At 54.9% G+C, this 14,129-nt stretch carries 18 protein-coding genes and 1 pseudogene; 13 read left to right on the top strand and 6 right to left on the bottom strand.

The window, feature by feature from the left end:
• Positions 1 to 43: 43 nt before the first annotated feature.
• The 4 genes from RHP75_RS08505 (at position 44) to RHP75_RS08520 (ending at position 3,754) form a co-directional block, all read left to right on the top strand.
• Positions 44 to 349, top strand: a complete 306-nt coding sequence (locus RHP75_RS08505) for a hypothetical protein (protein ID WP_311091396.1) — start codon at positions 44 to 46, stop codon at positions 347 to 349.
• A 264-nt stretch (positions 350 to 613) separates the two neighbouring features.
• Complete coding sequence (gene istA / locus RHP75_RS08510; protein WP_311091397.1) at positions 614 to 2,158, top strand: IS21 family transposase; 1,545 nt, start codon at positions 614 to 616, stop codon at positions 2,156 to 2,158.
• The gene (gene istB, locus RHP75_RS08515; RefSeq protein WP_311091399.1) at positions 2,151 to 2,900 is read left to right on the top strand and encodes an IS21-like element helper ATPase IstB; all 750 of its coding nucleotides are present in this window, start codon (positions 2,151 to 2,153) and stop codon (positions 2,898 to 2,900) included. Before istA ends, istB begins: the two co-directional genes overlap by 8 nt.
• Positions 2,901 to 2,902: 2 nt before the next feature.
• Positions 2,903 to 3,754 carry a hypothetical protein gene (locus RHP75_RS08520; protein ID WP_311091401.1) on the top strand — a complete coding sequence of 284 codons (852 nt, stop codon included), beginning with the start codon at positions 2,903 to 2,905 and terminating at the stop codon, positions 3,752 to 3,754.
• On the opposite strand, the gene RHP75_RS21195 is transcribed toward RHP75_RS08520, so the two are convergent.
• Entirely contained in the window at positions 3,672 to 3,977 is a 306-nt protein-coding gene (locus tag RHP75_RS21195) for a DUF2607 family protein (RefSeq protein ID WP_409079714.1), read from the bottom strand. The genes RHP75_RS08520 and RHP75_RS21195 overlap by 83 nt on opposite strands.
• Before the next feature lie 201 nt (positions 3,978 to 4,178).
• Here RHP75_RS21195 and RHP75_RS21200 point away from each other — a divergent pair, with 201 nt between their 5' ends.
• The 5 genes and pseudogenes from RHP75_RS21200 (at position 4,179) to hda (ending at position 8,195) form a co-directional block, all read left to right on the top strand.
• Complete coding sequence (locus RHP75_RS21200; RefSeq protein ID WP_409079728.1) at positions 4,179 to 4,718, top strand: tyrosine-type recombinase/integrase; 540 nt, start codon at positions 4,179 to 4,181, stop codon at positions 4,716 to 4,718.
• Positions 4,719 to 4,973: 255 nt separating this feature from the next.
• Positions 4,974 to 5,918, top strand: coding sequence for a DUF4238 domain-containing protein (locus RHP75_RS08530; protein ID WP_311091405.1), 945 nt, complete (start codon positions 4,974 to 4,976; stop codon positions 5,916 to 5,918).
• Positions 5,919 to 6,033: 115 nt separating this feature from the next.
• A pseudogene (locus RHP75_RS21205) lies at positions 6,034 to 6,177 on the top strand (RHS repeat-associated core domain-containing protein); the annotation flags it as partial.
• A gap of 365 nt (positions 6,178 to 6,542) precedes the next feature.
• Entirely contained in the window at positions 6,543 to 6,959 is a 417-nt protein-coding gene (locus tag RHP75_RS08540) for a hypothetical protein (RefSeq protein ID WP_311091407.1), read from the top strand.
• A 531-nt stretch (positions 6,960 to 7,490) separates the two neighbouring features.
• Positions 7,491 to 8,195, top strand: coding sequence for a DnaA regulatory inactivator Hda (gene hda, locus RHP75_RS08545; RefSeq protein WP_311091408.1), 705 nt, complete (start codon positions 7,491 to 7,493; stop codon positions 8,193 to 8,195).
• A 58-nt stretch (positions 8,196 to 8,253) separates the two neighbouring features.
• Here the strand turns inward: hda and RHP75_RS08550 are convergent, their stop codons facing one another.
• From RHP75_RS08550 to arsC, 3 genes are read right to left on the bottom strand one after another with little or no spacing between them, the layout of a single operon-like run.
• Complete coding sequence (locus tag RHP75_RS08550) at positions 8,254 to 8,661, bottom strand: DUF2069 domain-containing protein (RefSeq protein WP_311091409.1); 408 nt, start codon at positions 8,659 to 8,661, stop codon at positions 8,254 to 8,256.
• On the bottom strand, positions 8,654 to 9,259 hold the full coding sequence (wrbA, locus tag RHP75_RS08555; protein ID WP_311091410.1) for an NAD(P)H:quinone oxidoreductase: 606 nt from the start codon (positions 9,257 to 9,259) through the stop codon (positions 8,654 to 8,656). The genes RHP75_RS08550 and wrbA overlap by 8 nt, the downstream gene beginning before the upstream one ends.
• Complete coding sequence (gene arsC / locus RHP75_RS08560; RefSeq protein WP_311091411.1) at positions 9,256 to 9,609, bottom strand: arsenate reductase (glutaredoxin); 354 nt, start codon at positions 9,607 to 9,609, stop codon at positions 9,256 to 9,258. Before arsC ends, wrbA begins: the two co-directional genes overlap by 4 nt.
• Before the next feature lie 107 nt (positions 9,610 to 9,716).
• On the opposite strand from arsC, the gene RHP75_RS08565 reads away from it, so the two are divergent.
• Both RHP75_RS08565 and RHP75_RS08570 read left to right on the top strand, forming a co-directional pair.
• Positions 9,717 to 10,946: a virulence factor BrkB family protein gene (locus RHP75_RS08565; RefSeq protein ID WP_311091413.1), complete on the top strand. Its 1,230-nt coding sequence runs from the start codon at positions 9,717 to 9,719 to the stop codon at positions 10,944 to 10,946.
• 166 nt (positions 10,947 to 11,112) lie between these two features.
• Positions 11,113 to 11,334: a hypothetical protein gene (locus RHP75_RS08570; protein ID WP_311091414.1), complete on the top strand. Its 222-nt coding sequence runs from the start codon at positions 11,113 to 11,115 to the stop codon at positions 11,332 to 11,334.
• Between the two features lie 49 nt (positions 11,335 to 11,383).
• Here RHP75_RS08570 and RHP75_RS08575 read toward each other — a convergent pair whose 3' ends face one another.
• Together RHP75_RS08575 and RHP75_RS08580 are read right to left on the bottom strand one after the other, a co-directional pair.
• Entirely contained in the window at positions 11,384 to 11,776 is a 393-nt protein-coding gene (locus RHP75_RS08575) for a hypothetical protein (protein ID WP_311091415.1), read from the bottom strand.
• A gap of 139 nt (positions 11,777 to 11,915) precedes the next feature.
• A complete protein-coding gene (locus RHP75_RS08580; protein ID WP_257779282.1) occupies positions 11,916 to 13,325 on the bottom strand; it encodes a PilZ domain-containing protein in 1,410 nt (469 codons plus the stop codon).
• Between the two features lie 30 nt (positions 13,326 to 13,355).
• Here RHP75_RS08580 and RHP75_RS08585 point away from each other — a divergent pair, with 30 nt between their 5' ends.
• Positions 13,356 to 13,835: a TlpA disulfide reductase family protein gene (locus RHP75_RS08585; RefSeq protein ID WP_257779281.1), complete on the top strand. Its 480-nt coding sequence runs from the start codon at positions 13,356 to 13,358 to the stop codon at positions 13,833 to 13,835.
• A gap of 3 nt (positions 13,836 to 13,838) precedes the next feature.
• Positions 13,839 to 14,114 (top strand): acylphosphatase, encoded by a 276-nt coding sequence (locus RHP75_RS08590; RefSeq protein ID WP_311091416.1) that lies wholly within the window; start codon positions 13,839 to 13,841, stop codon positions 14,112 to 14,114.
• Positions 14,115 to 14,129: the final 15 nt, after the last annotated feature.

Below are 14,129 nucleotides of genomic sequence, written 5' to 3' on the forward strand. Positions count from 1 at the left end.
AAATTACGTAACGCTTAGTCACTAACGACTTGGATTTGCCGCGATGGATGCTGCCGAGAAAGCCCTGCTGATTGAAGAGCTGGCCAACAGCCTTGAGAGCGATTTGCTGGGTCGCCATGGCCCCGTGATGACCGGGGATGAGTTACTGCGCGCGTTGGGCTATCCGTCGCGCGAGGCGTTTCGGCAATCGCTGGTACGCAACACGGTTGCAATCCCTCTTTTTGACCTGGAATACCGGCGCGGGAAATACGCGTTGGTGAAGGACGTTGCCCGCCATTTGGCCGAGCAGCGCTTTAGCGCCAAGTTCGGCGTTTCACTCAATCGTGAGCAAGGAGGTGATCCTAAATGAGCTAGCTACTTCGCGCGTAACAAACACAGCGAGGCGCGGATAAGAAAAAGCCCCCGAGGCGGTAACCCCGGAGGCCTTTTGCGACAGTCGATTTGAACACCCGACTGCATCAGTCTTATCCCCGAAGCCCGGTCTGTCAAGCGAGAGCCAGTGTCCAGCCGCTGGCTTTGGGGCCTCTCTGTATCCCGATTTTGATTGCGTCTAACGATGCCGGCCCAGCTTGCCCTTTGAATAGCTGGAGCCGACCTCGTGGAGGGTACGGTCATGCAGGCACAAACATATCGTAAGGTGTTGCAGCTACGCTGCTGCGCTGGAATGAGCCAACGGGAAATCGCCAGACAGACTGGCATCTCCGTCGGTACTGCAGGGAAGGTTCTGTCCGTCGCTGATGCCAATCAGTGGTGCTGGGCAACAGTCCAAGAAATGGACGATAACCGGCTTAAAAATTTCTTCCACGGCACCCGACAGCAAGAGAATGGCAAGGTCATGCCGGACTGGATTGCCGTTCATAAACTGATGCAAGCCAGACACCAGACCCTTATCCAGCTCTGGGAGGAATATCGCGACCAGCTTAAGGCGGCTGCTTACAGCTATTCGCAGTTCACTTTTTATTACCGCGAGTTCCTGAGCAAGATCGATATCACAATGCGGCTGGTTCATTATGCCGGTGACTGCATCTTTGTGGACTACGCAGGCCAGACTATTCCGTGGTTTGACTCGGAGCAAGGCAAGCTGCGGCAGGCTCAGGTCTTCGTCGGTGTGCTGGGTTGCTCCAGCTACACGTTTTCCTGGGCCAGTGCCAGCCAGAGGCTTTGCGATTGGATCGATGCCCACAACCGGATGCTGCAATTTTTCGGCGGCGTGCCGGCGACAATTATTCCGGATAATCTCAAGGCGGCGGTGACGACTCCGGGCAGTGAGCCAGTCCTCAACAAGACATATCAAGAGCTGTCCGAATTTTATGGATTCGTGGTGGTGCCAGCTAGGGTTCGGAGGCCCCAGGACAAATCGAAAGCCGAGCTCGGCGTAAAGCTGGTCACCCAATGGATCACAATGCGGTTACTCCGAAGGCAATTTTTCAGCCTGGAGGAGATAAACGCTGCCCTGGCTGAGTTGCTGGAGCAATTGAATCGGCGCTCTTTCAAGCGGTTGCCCGGTAATCGTTTCGAACGATTCCAGGAGCTGGATAAACCCGCTCTGAAGCCGCTGCCACCAGAACCGTACGAATACGGCGAATGGATGGCAGCTCAGAAAGTGGGTCCCGATTATCACCTCTATGTGCTGAATCACGCGTACTCCGTCCCTTGGCGCTTGGTCGGTGAGAAAGTGGAGGCGCGGGTTAGTCCGTCAACAATCTCAATTTTTCACCTGAACAAGCGGGTAGCAATCCACCCGCGCGATGACACGCCTGGAGCAGCGACAACGAACCCCAACCATCGCCCAGAGTCTCACCAGGTCTATGCCTCACGTACCGCTCATCATTACTTGGAGTGGGCCTATCGCTTAGGTACGGCTACTGCGCAGGTCGTGCAGGCTCAGTTCCAGGGCAAAAACGATTTCTCCATCGCCGGCAGCAAGGCCTGTCAAAATCTGCAGCACCTGGCCAAGCACTACGGGAACGCCCGGTTCGAAGCGGCCTGCGCGCGCGCTTTGGCCATTCAGTCACCGACGGTCAAAAGCCTACGCTCGATCCTGCAGCACCGTTTGGATGAACTGCACAGCTCCACGCACCCCACAGCCACTCTGATCCCGCCCCACGCCAATGTACGCGGCCCCGATTACTACGCTGGGGAGAGCTGCCATGAATGAACAGCAAACGATTCAGCAGCTCCGGGAGCTTAAGCTGAATGGAATGGCTCAAGCGCTGGAGGCCCAGTTAGACAGCCCTGGCTTTCAGAGTCTCCCATTTAGTGATCGTGTGGCGCTGCTCGTGGAGGCCGAGTGCTACTGTCGCGACAATCGCCGCCAGCAACGCCTACTGACGCAGGCGAAGCTTAAAGTCCGCAGTGCGTGCCTTGAGGATGTCGATTACAGGCCACGGCGAGGTTTGGACAAAGCACAAATGTTGTCGCTGGGACAATGCAGCTGGATCGAACGTCACCAGCACCTGTTGATTACCGGCCCCACCGGCGTGGGTAAAACATGGCTCAGCTGTGCTTTTGGCATGCAGGCTATTCGCCGCGGCTGGTCTGTCGCTTATTACCGCGTCAGCCGACTGTTGGAAGAGATTGAAATTGCTCGGGCCGACGGCTCCCTTTCCAGCCTTCGTAGCAAAATCGCCAGGTGTCATCTGCTAATCCTTGATGACTTTGGAATGTCCCCTCTGACTGATATCGGCCGCCAGGATTTGCTGGAGATTGTCGACGACCGTACGGGTACCGGTGCCATTCTGATTGCTGCTCAGCTCCCCGTGAGCAAGTGGTATGACTACATCAACGAACCCACGCTTGCGGATGCGATTCTCGATCGCATCGTTCATCGCGCGCACAAGGTTGAGCTGCGAGGCGAGTCCATGCGCAAGAAGCGTGGCCTCGATGATGGGGAAGGCTAGCCATGTACGAACCCCATCAAACTCAGAACCAGGATGTAGTGATTCACCAACCGATCGTTCGCTGTACCTACAACGACGGCATGGCTGATGGTTTGGTGATTGGCCAGGTGGTCGACTACTACACCGAGAGCTTACGCAGCCATACCAAGGCCCTGACTTTTTTGCAGCACAGAGGCCTTTGCCATGCCGATCTGCTGACCCAGTTTCGGCTGGGTTTTGCGGATCGCACATTGGGTTTGCAGCTACACAAGCTGAATTACCTTCAGGAGGAAACAGTCAGAGGTGCGCTGCAACGTGTCGGTCTACTGAAGGTGTCAGGGCATGAGCTGTTTCGTGGCGCGCTAGTGTTTCCAATGCTCGATCAGGACGGGCGGATACTGGGTGGATATGGTCGTCGGATCACACCCAAGCTGACAGCGCACTCGGCCTACCACGTCCACTGGCACCTTGAGCAAGCCGGTTTCTTCAACCAGAAGGTGCTGTTCGAATTCCCTGAGCTGATTCTCTGTAAAAGCCCGATAGAAGCACTGACCTGGTGGTGCCATGGATATCGCAACGTGGTTGCCATCCTGGGGTTCGCTGGATTTGACGATGAGCACCTGAGCATCCTAAAAAGCTGTCTGGTCAGGCTGGTGTATCTCGCCTTTGGTTCATCGCGGCCAGAGCTGGATGAGGCTAGGCGAATTGCCTACCTGCTTACTGACAACGACATCGATGTGCGCTTCGTTCTGTTTCCGCAGGGTGTAGATAGCAATGCTTTTGCCCTTACGGTTAGCGACCCCGCCAAAGAGCTCTCACTCCTGCTGAAGGAGTCATTAGTGTTTCCGAAGAGAACGGGAGGTGATTATGACTAATGAGACTTATCCAACCGGCCTGTCCGCGTGTGTAACCTTTTACGTGGATGACTGCCTGGCTCGTGGTCAAAGCGATGCGACGGCCTATGCCAAGACGACAGTGCTGCAAATGTTTGTGCTCTGGTGCGAGCCTCAAGGCATCAGCGATGTTTCGCAGGTCGATCTGGATCTGTTGGAGCGCTATCGCAAACACCTGTACCGCTATCGCAAGCCGGGGGACCACGAACCTCTGGAGCTTGCAACACAGCGTATGCGGTTAATGGCCGTGACAGGCCTGCTCAAGCGACTGCACTACTTCGGCATTGTGCAGTCGGATTTCTACTCCAGATTTCCGTTGCCCAGGGCTCCTCGCCAGATACCCAAGCAGATCCCCGACGAAGATGAGATTGCTCCGATTCTGCATCAGACGACCACGAGGGGGCGCATGGGGTTGAGGGATCGGGCGATCTTGGAGGTTTACTACGCCACAGGAATACGCCGAGCAGAACTGGCTGGGTTGGATATCCGAGATGTGGATTTCAAGCAGAAGGTCGTTACCGTCCGGAAAGGTAAAGGCGGCCTGGACCGGCGTGTTCCCATTGCAGAGCGGGCACTCGACTGGGTTGAAAAATACCTCAAGGAACTTCGTAGCAAATTGACGACAATGGCTAGCGGTGAAGCGCTATTTCTAGGCATAACAGGAAAGCGCATTCAGAAGAGCAAACTGACTACGATGGTAGGTGGTTACATCCGTCGGTCCGGCATCGGCAAAAGTGGTTCATGCCATGCGCTCCGACACGCGACAGCGACGCATATGCTGCGCCACGGGGCGGACATCCGTTATGTACAGGAAATGCTGGGGCACCAGTGCATCGAAAGCACCCAGATATACACTCACGTGACCATTATGGATCTTCAGAGTGTGTACAGTAAGACACATCCTGCAGCCCAAGAGTCTGAATTAAGTTTGACCAAAGATCGCTGATAAGTGCGTTTTTATATTTTAATAATGAGGTAATTAACTATTTTAATAATTAGGTAATTAACTATTTTATAATCGATCACGGTTGCACAGTCCTGAAAGTTTCTGAATTCCAGAAAAGGAAGCTTGTGTCTACTGACGTAGCCTGCCTGAAGAATCATTGAACCTCTAGCCGTCAAGCACTATCCTTGATAGTTACAGGTAAAAGAAGACCGCTATTTTCGCTCAGCGCTAGCAACTAAATGAATAGAGGGAAATATGAATAAAAAAACCAAGAAACAGCATTTTGTTAGCCAGTTCTATCTAAATCGCTGGGCAAACGAAGATGGGATGATTTCCGCAAGAGGTGAAAAAGGCTCATTTACTACGACTTCGCTAAATATAGCCCACATGAATCACATGTACAGAGTAGAGGGGATTGAGGACGCTGAGCGGAAAATATTATTAAAAGGCGCAGAGAAGACGGCTGAGCCTATGAAGGGACTTCTTAAATCGCTAATAGAGGCTTGCCATAAATTTAAAGTTCTATCAAGGATGGAGATGAGTGAGGCCGATGCGCACAAATTAGAGGTATTTAAACAAAATATAATTGAAGAGTTCTATGGGGTATTTGAAAGTCAGGTCCAGGAGGCTTATACCATTGTCCTCGAAGATAAATATGAAGAGTTTAATATAAATCATTATCAGGACATCCTGCGTTTCGTAATTCTACAGCTTTCAAGGACCACCAAAACAAAAGAAAAAAGTAAAGAACTGTTGGAACCTCTACTTTTAGAGAAGGGTATTAGCTTCAGGGACTTTGATACGCTTTATTCTGCGATAATTTCCGAGCAGATTACATTGAGCCTAATCGAGAAGCTTTACCAAATCGAGGTGATAGAAAATAACACTATAATAAATTTTATAACTAGCGATAACCCTGTAAAGAATATGCTTGCTATAGAGGAAAAGCACGTAGAAATTTACTGGCCTATCAGCCCAAGAAAAGCCATTATGATTAAGCGTACAAATTTCACCCCAGACGAGGCGAGTTCAATAAAGCAAGGGATATTGCATCACGATCGCAAGGCTGAACACATAATCAGAGTTAAAGCACTGCTTGACGAAGATGAAGTTAGCAAGCTAAATTTAATGGTCTGGGATAATAAACAACTACATACGTTCTATAAGCTCGAGCAGGACATGCAATTTCTTGGGGTTTAAATGCTCATGGTCAATATGGATGGGTTGTAATTCCAACAAAGCGGGAGACTTTTATTTTTAATTGATATTTTTATGAATCGAGGTGTGAGTGCAGTAGGGAAAGACAGCTCTAGCATTAGTTTACAACTACTTCCGCGATTACGACCCCGAGACCGGGCGCTACGTCGAAAGTGACCCGATTGGGCTAGATGGCGGACTGAATACTTACGGGTATGTAGAAGGGAATCCCAATACAAACCTCGATTTCTACGGACTGAGTGGCACGTCTGTAATCCCGACGGTATGCCGGGGCTGGTACTGTGCTGCGGCAGCGGTAGCCCAAGCATGTACAGACATAGCACCTAATCTAACCGATGCGTGGCAGGACCTGCAGCGTCAACAGACTGAGCTAATAGCTTCAGGAGTTGGTGCTTTATTAAAAGCGCAGGATAGCGGCAAGAATGAAAAACACGGCGATGGTGGACGCGCAAAAGATAAAGCCAACGACCGAATTGCGGAACTTGAAGAGCAAAGCCGAAATGCGTCAGGAAATGAGCGAAAGAAAATAGAACAAAAAATTAAAAATATTAAGCGCGACGCTGCTAGAAAAGCAAAAGGCGAAGAGCACAGTCGAGCGGGGAAACGATGAATATTCTTTGGGATTGGACACCAAACAAGAGCTTGGGTCCTGTAAAAATCGGCTCATCGATAGATGCATATATATTGTCTTTAGGATTTATATATGATGAGGATTCGGACCCTGCAGATGGATGGGTTTCATACATAGACAAGGCAGGAGATGTTTACATAGACGTTTCTGACGGCCTAGTTGTATCAATTACTTCTTATGGTGAGTTCTATTACAAGAGCTTAAATTTAATAGGGGCAACCATTCTAGAACTTGGTGCGCTTGTCGGACGAGTAGCGGATGAGGTAGGCAGTGCGGTAGAGTTTGATGATGGTGATATAAAAAACTCTTACGATTATTTTGACCTGGGCCTTCAGGTCTGGGCTAGTCAGGGAGTTATAACTTCAGCCACTTGTTTGTCATATGATAGCTGATAACAGAAATGGAGCTTAGTTAGCGGATCTGGCTTTTTATCCTGGGCATTTTAAAATTGATAAGAGCTTCTTGCATATGACGACCTAGCTCAGGATAAAGTTGATCGAGCTCGTTCATTTCTTGATGTACACCATAGGAATTAAAAAGTACAGGGCACTGGGTATCTCTCATTCTTCAGTGCCCGCCCATCATTTCTCGAATATCTGTCTCCAACGCTAGATGTATCAATTTCACCAGCAGGGTGTTCAGGCTTTTTCGGTTCAAGGTGTCAGGTTAGGCCAGCAGGGTGTTCACGTTGGGCCAGCGCCTACAGAGTGATGCTTTCAAGCGGCGAGAGGTTACGTGTCGAAAAACTGTCGAAATCACTTGCCAGTGTTGGTCGATAAAGCCCAAAGCCGGACGGGCAGGGGGCTGGGAACGACCAGTAAAGACTAGCGTTATCCATCAATGACTTAGCGCGCGGAAGGCTATAAACTTTCTGATCTTTATGGTGAGCCAGCCAACGGCTCCGACGAGCCGCCCAACCCAGCATGACACCCATACAACTGCCTTTAGGTGTGCGTCTGCGTGATGACGCCACCTTCGCTAACTATTACCCCGGTGCCAACGCGGCGGCCCTCGGCTATGTCGAGCGGCTGTGTGAGGCCGAAGCTGGCTGGACCGAAAGCCTGATCTACCTGTGGGGGGGGGAGGGCGTTGGGCGCAGCCATCTGCTGCAGGCGGCGTGTCTGCGTTTTGAGCAGCGTGGTGAGCCAGCGGTTTATCTGCCGTTAGGCGAAGTGGTCGAGTACGGCCCTGCGCTGCTGGATAACCTTGAGCAGTGCGAGCTGGTCTGTCTGGATGATCTGGATGCTGTGGCTGGTAACAGTGAGTGGGAAGAGGCGCTCTTCCACCTGTTCAATCGTCTGCGTGATAGCGGGCGACGTCTGTTGTTGGCTGCAGGCACTTCGCCGCGTGAGCTGCCAATCAGGTTGGCGGATCTGCAATCGCGCCTGACCTTGGCGTTGGTGTTTCAGATGCAGTCGCTGTCCGATGAGGACAAGTTGCGCGCCCTGCAATTGCGCGCGTCGCGCCGTGGCCTGCACCTCAGTGATGAGGTTGGGCGCTTTATCCTGACTCGCGGTGAGCGCAGCATGAGTGCGCTGTTCGAATTGCTTGAGCGTCTGGATCAGGCCTCGTTGCAGGCTCAGCGCAAGCTGACCATTCCCTTCCTCAAGGAAACTCTGGGCTGGTAACTGCCCACCTCAAAGCAACGGCACTTGCGTGTGTTGCTTTGAGGTCAGGAGTGCGCCGCTATTCCCCGGCCAGCTTGCGTTCGTACTGAAAGCGCCAGCGGGTGTACATCAGCGCTGCGCAGAACAGGCTGAAACTGAGCAGGCTGAGTAGCCAGCCATACAGTGCTTTGCTTGGATCGAAAGCGGCAAGTACGCCCTGGATAAAGTACAGGTTGACCACGAAGCAGGCCCAGGCATGCGCACGCGCGTTGCCCAGTAGCAGGCCAGGGGTCAGCAGCAGCAGCGGGGTCATTTGCAGGCCAAGGATGACCCACAGCAGTTTGCCCGGGATGTTGGCGTAGTGCAGATTCCACACCAGCAGCAGGGCGGTCAGGCTAAAGAAGCTCAGCAGGCTGGCGACGCGGCTGATGTTCAGGCGCGGTTGCAGCCATTCCAGGCTGGGCAGCGGTTTGGCGATTCTAGCCACGGACACTCTCCAGTTTGATTGCGGTGTACGCTAGGCGCTGGCCGAGCGCGCGGCACAGGGCCGTTTCGTGTTCGTCCAGGGCGCGTTTGCCATCGGCGCCGGCATGGTGGCTGGCGCCATAAGGCGTGCCGCCGCCACGGGTTTCCAGCAGTGCGGCTTCGCTGTAGGGCAGGCCAGTGATTAGCATGCCGTGGTGCAGCAGCGGTAATAGCATCGACAGCAGGGTGGTTTCCTGGCCGCCGTGCAGGCTGGCGGTTGAGGTGAATACCCCTGCCGGTTTGCCGACCAGGCCGCCGGTCAACCACAGGCCGCTGGTGCCATCGAGAAAATACTTCAGTGGTGCGGCCATATTACCGAAGCGGGTCGGGCTGCCGAGCGCCAGGCCGGCGCAGTCCTTCAGGTCATCCAGGCTAGCGTATAACGCGCCTTCGGCCGGGATGTCCGCAGCCACTGCTTCGCATTCGTTCGATACGGCAGGCACGGTGCGTAGGCGCGCTTCGAGGCCACCCATTTCTACGCCACGGGCGATCTGGCGGGCCATTTCGGCAGTTGCGCCATGGCGGCTGTAATACAACACCAGAATGTAGGGTGCGCTCACGGCAGAATCTCCAGAACATTTTCAGGTGGGCGACCGATGACGGCTTTGTCGCCGACGACCAGAATGGGTCGTTCAATCAATTTGGGCTGCTCAACCATGGCCGCGATCAGCTGTGCGTCGGTTAGCTGCGGGTCGTTCAGGCCGAGGGTTTTGTATTCATCTTCGCCAGTGCGCAGCAGTTGCCGTGGGCCGATGCCGAGCTTATCCAGCAGTGTCTGCAGCTGGGGGGCGCTCAGCGGTGTTTCCAGGTAGCGCACGATAGTTGGGCTGTGGCCGCGATCTTCCAGCAATTGCAATGCACTGCGCGATTTTGAGCAGCGCGGGTTATGGTAGAGCGTCATAGCGGTCATGTTCGGGTCGCCGGTTACCTTCGATGGCGGCTATTCTAACCGCTAACGACATTCACGCCTGCGCCTGGAGTGCAGGTTGCGGGGATGCAAATGGCTAAGGAGAGGGCATGCTGCAGCGTGTTAACAATCTGTTGGAGTTCTGGCGTTTTCTGTTGCAGCGTTTTATCGCCGACCAAGGCACCAGCAATGCTGCGGCCTTGACCTACACCACCCTGTTTGCGGTGGTACCGATGATGACGGTGACCTTTTCCATGCTCTCAGCCATTCCGGCGTTTCAGGATACTGGAGAGCAGATTCAGAGCTTTATCTTCCGCAATTTCGTGCCCTCTGCAGGTGAAACCCTGCAGCAATACCTGCGTGACTTCACCACCCAGGCGCGCCAGCTGACCTGGATCGGTGTGGCAGTCTTGGCTGCGACGGCATTCTGGATGCTGGTTACGATCGAGAAAACCTTCAACACCATCTGGCGTGTGCGCCAGCCGCGCCGTGGTGTGTCGAGCTTTTTGCTGTACTGGGCGATCCTCAGCCTGGGGCCGTTACTGCTTGGGGGTGGCTTTGCTATCAGCACTTACTTCACATCGCTGTCGCTGATCTCCGGGCCGGATGCACTGATCGGTGCCCAGGCCCTGCTGAAATTTATGCCGCTGCTATTCAGTGTGGCGGCATTTACCCTGCTGTATGCCACGGTGCCGAATGCACAGGTCCCCGTTCGCCATGCATTGCTGGGTGGCTTGTTTGCAGCGGTGCTGTTCGAAGTGGCGAAGATGCTATTCGGCCTGTATGTGCGCCTGTTTCCCGGTTATCAGCTGATCTACGGGGCATTTGCCACGGTGCCGTTGTTTCTGTTGTGGATCTATCTGTCCTGGCTGATTGTGCTGTTTGGCGCCGAACTGGTCTGTAACCTGGGGTTCTCCCAGCAATGGCGCAAGCGTGCGATACCGCGTCTGTTGATGGTGCTTGGTGTGCTGCGGGTGTTCTATGAGCGTCAGCAATCGGGTTTGAAAGTGCGCTTGCTGGATGTGCAGCGTCAGGGCTGGTCGCTGGCTGAGCATGAATGGGAAGAGATTCTGGTGTTTCTTGAGCAGCAGAAGCTAATCGCCCCGACCGGTTCTGGAACCTGGGTGTTGAGTCGCGATCTTGGCCATTATTCACTGCAGCAGCTGTTGAGCCATAGTCCCTGGCCGCTGCCTAGGGCAGAGAACCTGCCCGAGCAGCTCGATGAGGTCTGGTATCCGGCGCTGCGCAGTGGCTTGGTGAAGCTGCAGGAAGAGCAGATTGCGTTATTTGGCGAAGACCTGGCAGCGTGGTTGCAACCAGAGTCAGAGTCGGAAAAGTGACGTAAAACGTCAGTTTGCGGCGTTGTGCTGATGGCGCATGATGGCACGGCGACCATGAAGGTCGCCAAACGCGGTTAAAGGGAAGCTGGCACGCTTCTGGCTATCTGTCCTGCAGATAGCGATCAGGTTGCCAGCAGGGCAGGGATTGGCGGAGTGTGAAGGCGTTATGACAGCCACTAAAGGCAAAGTGATTCATCTGTATCAGCGTGATCCGCAAGAGGCACTCGAGCGCCTCAATCGTATTACCGGCCTGCGCTTCAGCAGCTGGCCGCAGTCCTTGGTCAATTCCAGTCCATCTGAGTCGTCAGTTGTTGCAGGCTCATCTGAAGCCGTTGTGCAGCCTGATTCCGACGCCAAGTGTGGGCCGGCTGGAATGTTCTCGCGCTAAATGCAAAACCCCGCGTCGGTGCGCGGGGTTTGTGTGTTGCTGAGTGCCATCAGGCGAGTGCTTGGCGGCTATCGGTTTGGGGCAGTTCGACTGCTTGTACGAACAGCTCCTCAACCACCAGACTGGTGGCCGGAACGGCAGAGCGCAGACGTACCTGCATTTCTTCGATCTTCTGCTTCACTGGCAGGCGAGCCACGCTGGAAAGCAGAATCTTGCTGTGCTGATTGACCTTGCCGTGGTCGACCATCACTTCACGGCGGGTGGTTCCGTCACGATAGCTGATCAACAGGGATACGGGCAGGTTGGCCAGCCCTGGCAGGTGCAGCCAGGCGGCTACGTTGAATTCAGCGACGCGCCCTTCGTACGGGGTGACCTGTAAGCGGGCGAGATTGACGATGGCAGATGGCACGGGGCCGACCAACTTATCGAGGGCTTGGGTCATGGTTGTGTTCCAGGGTAATAACAGATCGCATCATGCGTGAGTGCGATCAATTATAAGTGGAGCCTTCCCGATGAAACTGTGCGCTTGGCCGATGTTCGGCGTGACCTTTCTCGCAGTTTTAGCGTAACGGCAAACCCATTTAAGCCAACTGCATCGGGTAACGGGTGACCGAGGCTGTCATCAGGTTGGCGGCAGGCAGCGGCAGAATGGCCTGATTGTGTGCGCTGGCCAGTTGCAACCAGACGTTTTCCCCTTCGACGAACTGTCCATTGGGCAGCCATAGCCCGTGGTGCCAGCCATTACCCGGTGCCGGTGTGCTTTGCAGCACACCGGGATGGGTTTGTGCACTGGGTGCACGGCGCAACCACACGGGGCGTGGCAGGCCTTTCAAATAGCGCAGACCGAGGTGCAGACCTTCACTGTTCAGATGGCGCCAGCGCACCAGGGCCAGGGTCGGGGTGTCGCTGCCGGTGAGCAGCAGCACCAGTTGACCAACCGAGAGTTGAACGGCTTGATCGGCATTGCACAGCAGTCGGGCGCCACCGGGGCTGGCGTCGAGCATCTGTGCGGCAGTGCGGGCAGGTCGTTGTTCCAGCAGTTGGGCATGGATGCCCGTCAGCCCAACCACCAGCTCGCATGTGGAGCTGTGGTCGGCACGGGCGTGGCGACGCTGCTGACGTCCCAGCCAGTGTTGCTGTACACGCTCCAACACCTGACGCTCAGCCTGGCTTTGCAGTGGCGCGGGTTCATGCAGGGCGACCAGTAGAGCGCCCAGCTCAAAGCGGCGCAAATAGGCCGGACTGCCTTCGGCAACCTGGTCGTAACTCAGGCAGGGTTGAGATTCGGTCAGGTCGATTGTCGGGCCTTCGATGTCTTCGTCTTCATCCCAGGGCAGCAGGCGAGCCAGGCCGGATAGAGGGGAGAGGGCGCCAAACAGCAGTGCGCATTCACCATCAGCCAGGTGGAACGGGTTACTCAATGCCAGTAGCAGCATCTGCTGGTAGATGCCGCGTAGGGTGCTGGCGGGCTGCGGCAGGAATGCGGCGGCAACCGGTTCATCCAGGCAATCCTGATGTTCACCGATCCAGTACAGCAGGTGGCTGTCGCGCCACAGGCTGGGCGGTGGTTCCTGATAAAGCTGGTAGTGCCGCAACAGGCTCTGCGCCAGGAAGTGCTGGGCCATGTATAGGCACCAGGCCAGATGTGGACGTGACGGCTGGCGCCCCTGGAGAATCTGCAGCAACAGGCGCTTGAAGCCGACCGCCAGTTCGCCGCACAGATGAACAAACAGTGCGCTGGGCGGCGTCTCGCCCTGATAGGCCTTGCTGTAGTGGCGGTATTGATCGCTGAAGCTTTGCAGTGCGCGCTGCCTTTCGAGTAAGGTCATGGCACTGCGGTTCAGCCTGAAGAGCAGGCTCAATACCTGTTGCAGAGCCTGTTCTGCTGGCTGCAGGCGCGCTTGGGCCAGTTGCTCGTTGAGATCGGCCAGCGGCGCGACGTCGTTCTCGAGGATGTCTGGCACTTCCAGGCGCAAGGCATCTAATGTCATATCAACCTTATCGAATCAGGGAGCGAATGCATGGGAATGCGTTTCCAGGCGATCATTCGTGCTGTGGCAGGGGTCGGCATAGGTCTGATTCTGGCTGGGTGCGCGGAAGACATAGGCGTCGATCAATATGGACGAAAGGTAGCGGTTGAGCGCCTGGAAGGCCAGTGGTTAGTGATTAATTACTGGGCGCAGTGGTGTGCGCCATGCCGCACCGAGATTCCCGAGCTTAACGCCCTGGAGAAACAGCTCAAGGCACAATCGGTGCAGGTGCTCGGGGTGAATTTCGATGGGCTGCTGGATGAGAAATTGAGCCAGGCCTCGCAGGATATGGGCATTTCCTTCACGGTACTGGCGCAGGACCCGGCCGAACGTTATCAATTGCCACGCGCAGAGGTACTGCCCGTGACCTATATCGTCGATCCTCAGGGGCGGATGCGCGAGCGTTTGTTGGGCGAGCAAACAGCAGCCGGCTTAACAGCACGTCTGGCCGCGCTCAAGGCACAGGAGTAGGCCATGGCGCGTATTTGCATGCATGGTTATGTCAGCGGGCATGTGCAGGGGGTGCGCTTTCGGCAGACGACAGCGGAGCAGGCTGAGCGCCTTGAGCTGAGTGGCTGGGTGCGCAACCTGGCTGATGGTCGGGTTGAGGTGCTGTTTGAGGGGGATGAGGCCGCTGTGAGCGAATTGGCCAGTTGGTTGCAGATTGGCCCGCAAGCCGCTCAGGTTACCGCTCTTGAATTGCAGGAGCAGGCTGTACAGGGAATTGCCGGGTTTATTGTGCGGCGCTGAGTCGTTGATGGCTTA

Origin of the sequence: Pseudomonas sp. SG20056 (assembly GCF_031764535.1) — a bacterium.
GTDB lineage: Bacteria > Pseudomonadota > Gammaproteobacteria > Pseudomonadales > Pseudomonadaceae > Aquipseudomonas.

Coding starts and splice junctions, on each gene's coding strand:
- RHP75_RS08505 (WP_311091396.1), top strand. CDS start 44: ATGGATGCTGCCGAGAAAGCCCTGCTGATTGAAGAGCTGGCCAACAGC.
- RHP75_RS08530 (WP_311091405.1), top strand. CDS start 4,974: ATGAATAAAAAAACCAAGAAACAGCATTTTGTTAGCCAGTTCTATCTA.
- RHP75_RS08570 (WP_311091414.1), top strand. CDS start 11,113: ATGACAGCCACTAAAGGCAAAGTGATTCATCTGTATCAGCGTGATCCG.
- istA (WP_311091397.1), top strand. CDS start 614: ATGCAGGCACAAACATATCGTAAGGTGTTGCAGCTACGCTGCTGCGCT.
- RHP75_RS08540 (WP_311091407.1), top strand. CDS start 6,543: ATGAATATTCTTTGGGATTGGACACCAAACAAGAGCTTGGGTCCTGTA.
- hda (WP_311091408.1), top strand. CDS start 7,491: ATGACACCCATACAACTGCCTTTAGGTGTGCGTCTGCGTGATGACGCC.
- istB (WP_311091399.1), top strand. CDS start 2,151: ATGAATGAACAGCAAACGATTCAGCAGCTCCGGGAGCTTAAGCTGAAT.
- RHP75_RS08520 (WP_311091401.1), top strand. CDS start 2,903: ATGTACGAACCCCATCAAACTCAGAACCAGGATGTAGTGATTCACCAA.
- RHP75_RS08585 (WP_257779281.1), top strand. CDS start 13,356: ATGGGAATGCGTTTCCAGGCGATCATTCGTGCTGTGGCAGGGGTCGGC.
- RHP75_RS08590 (WP_311091416.1), top strand. CDS start 13,839: ATGGCGCGTATTTGCATGCATGGTTATGTCAGCGGGCATGTGCAGGGG.
- RHP75_RS21200 (WP_409079728.1), top strand. CDS start 4,179: ATGGGGTTGAGGGATCGGGCGATCTTGGAGGTTTACTACGCCACAGGA.
- RHP75_RS08565 (WP_311091413.1), top strand. CDS start 9,717: ATGCTGCAGCGTGTTAACAATCTGTTGGAGTTCTGGCGTTTTCTGTTG.
- arsC (WP_311091411.1), bottom strand. CDS start 9,609: ATGACCGCTATGACGCTCTACCATAACCCGCGCTGCTCAAAATCGCGC.
- RHP75_RS08575 (WP_311091415.1), bottom strand. CDS start 11,776: ATGACCCAAGCCCTCGATAAGTTGGTCGGCCCCGTGCCATCTGCCATC.
- RHP75_RS08580 (WP_257779282.1), bottom strand. CDS start 13,325: ATGACATTAGATGCCTTGCGCCTGGAAGTGCCAGACATCCTCGAGAAC.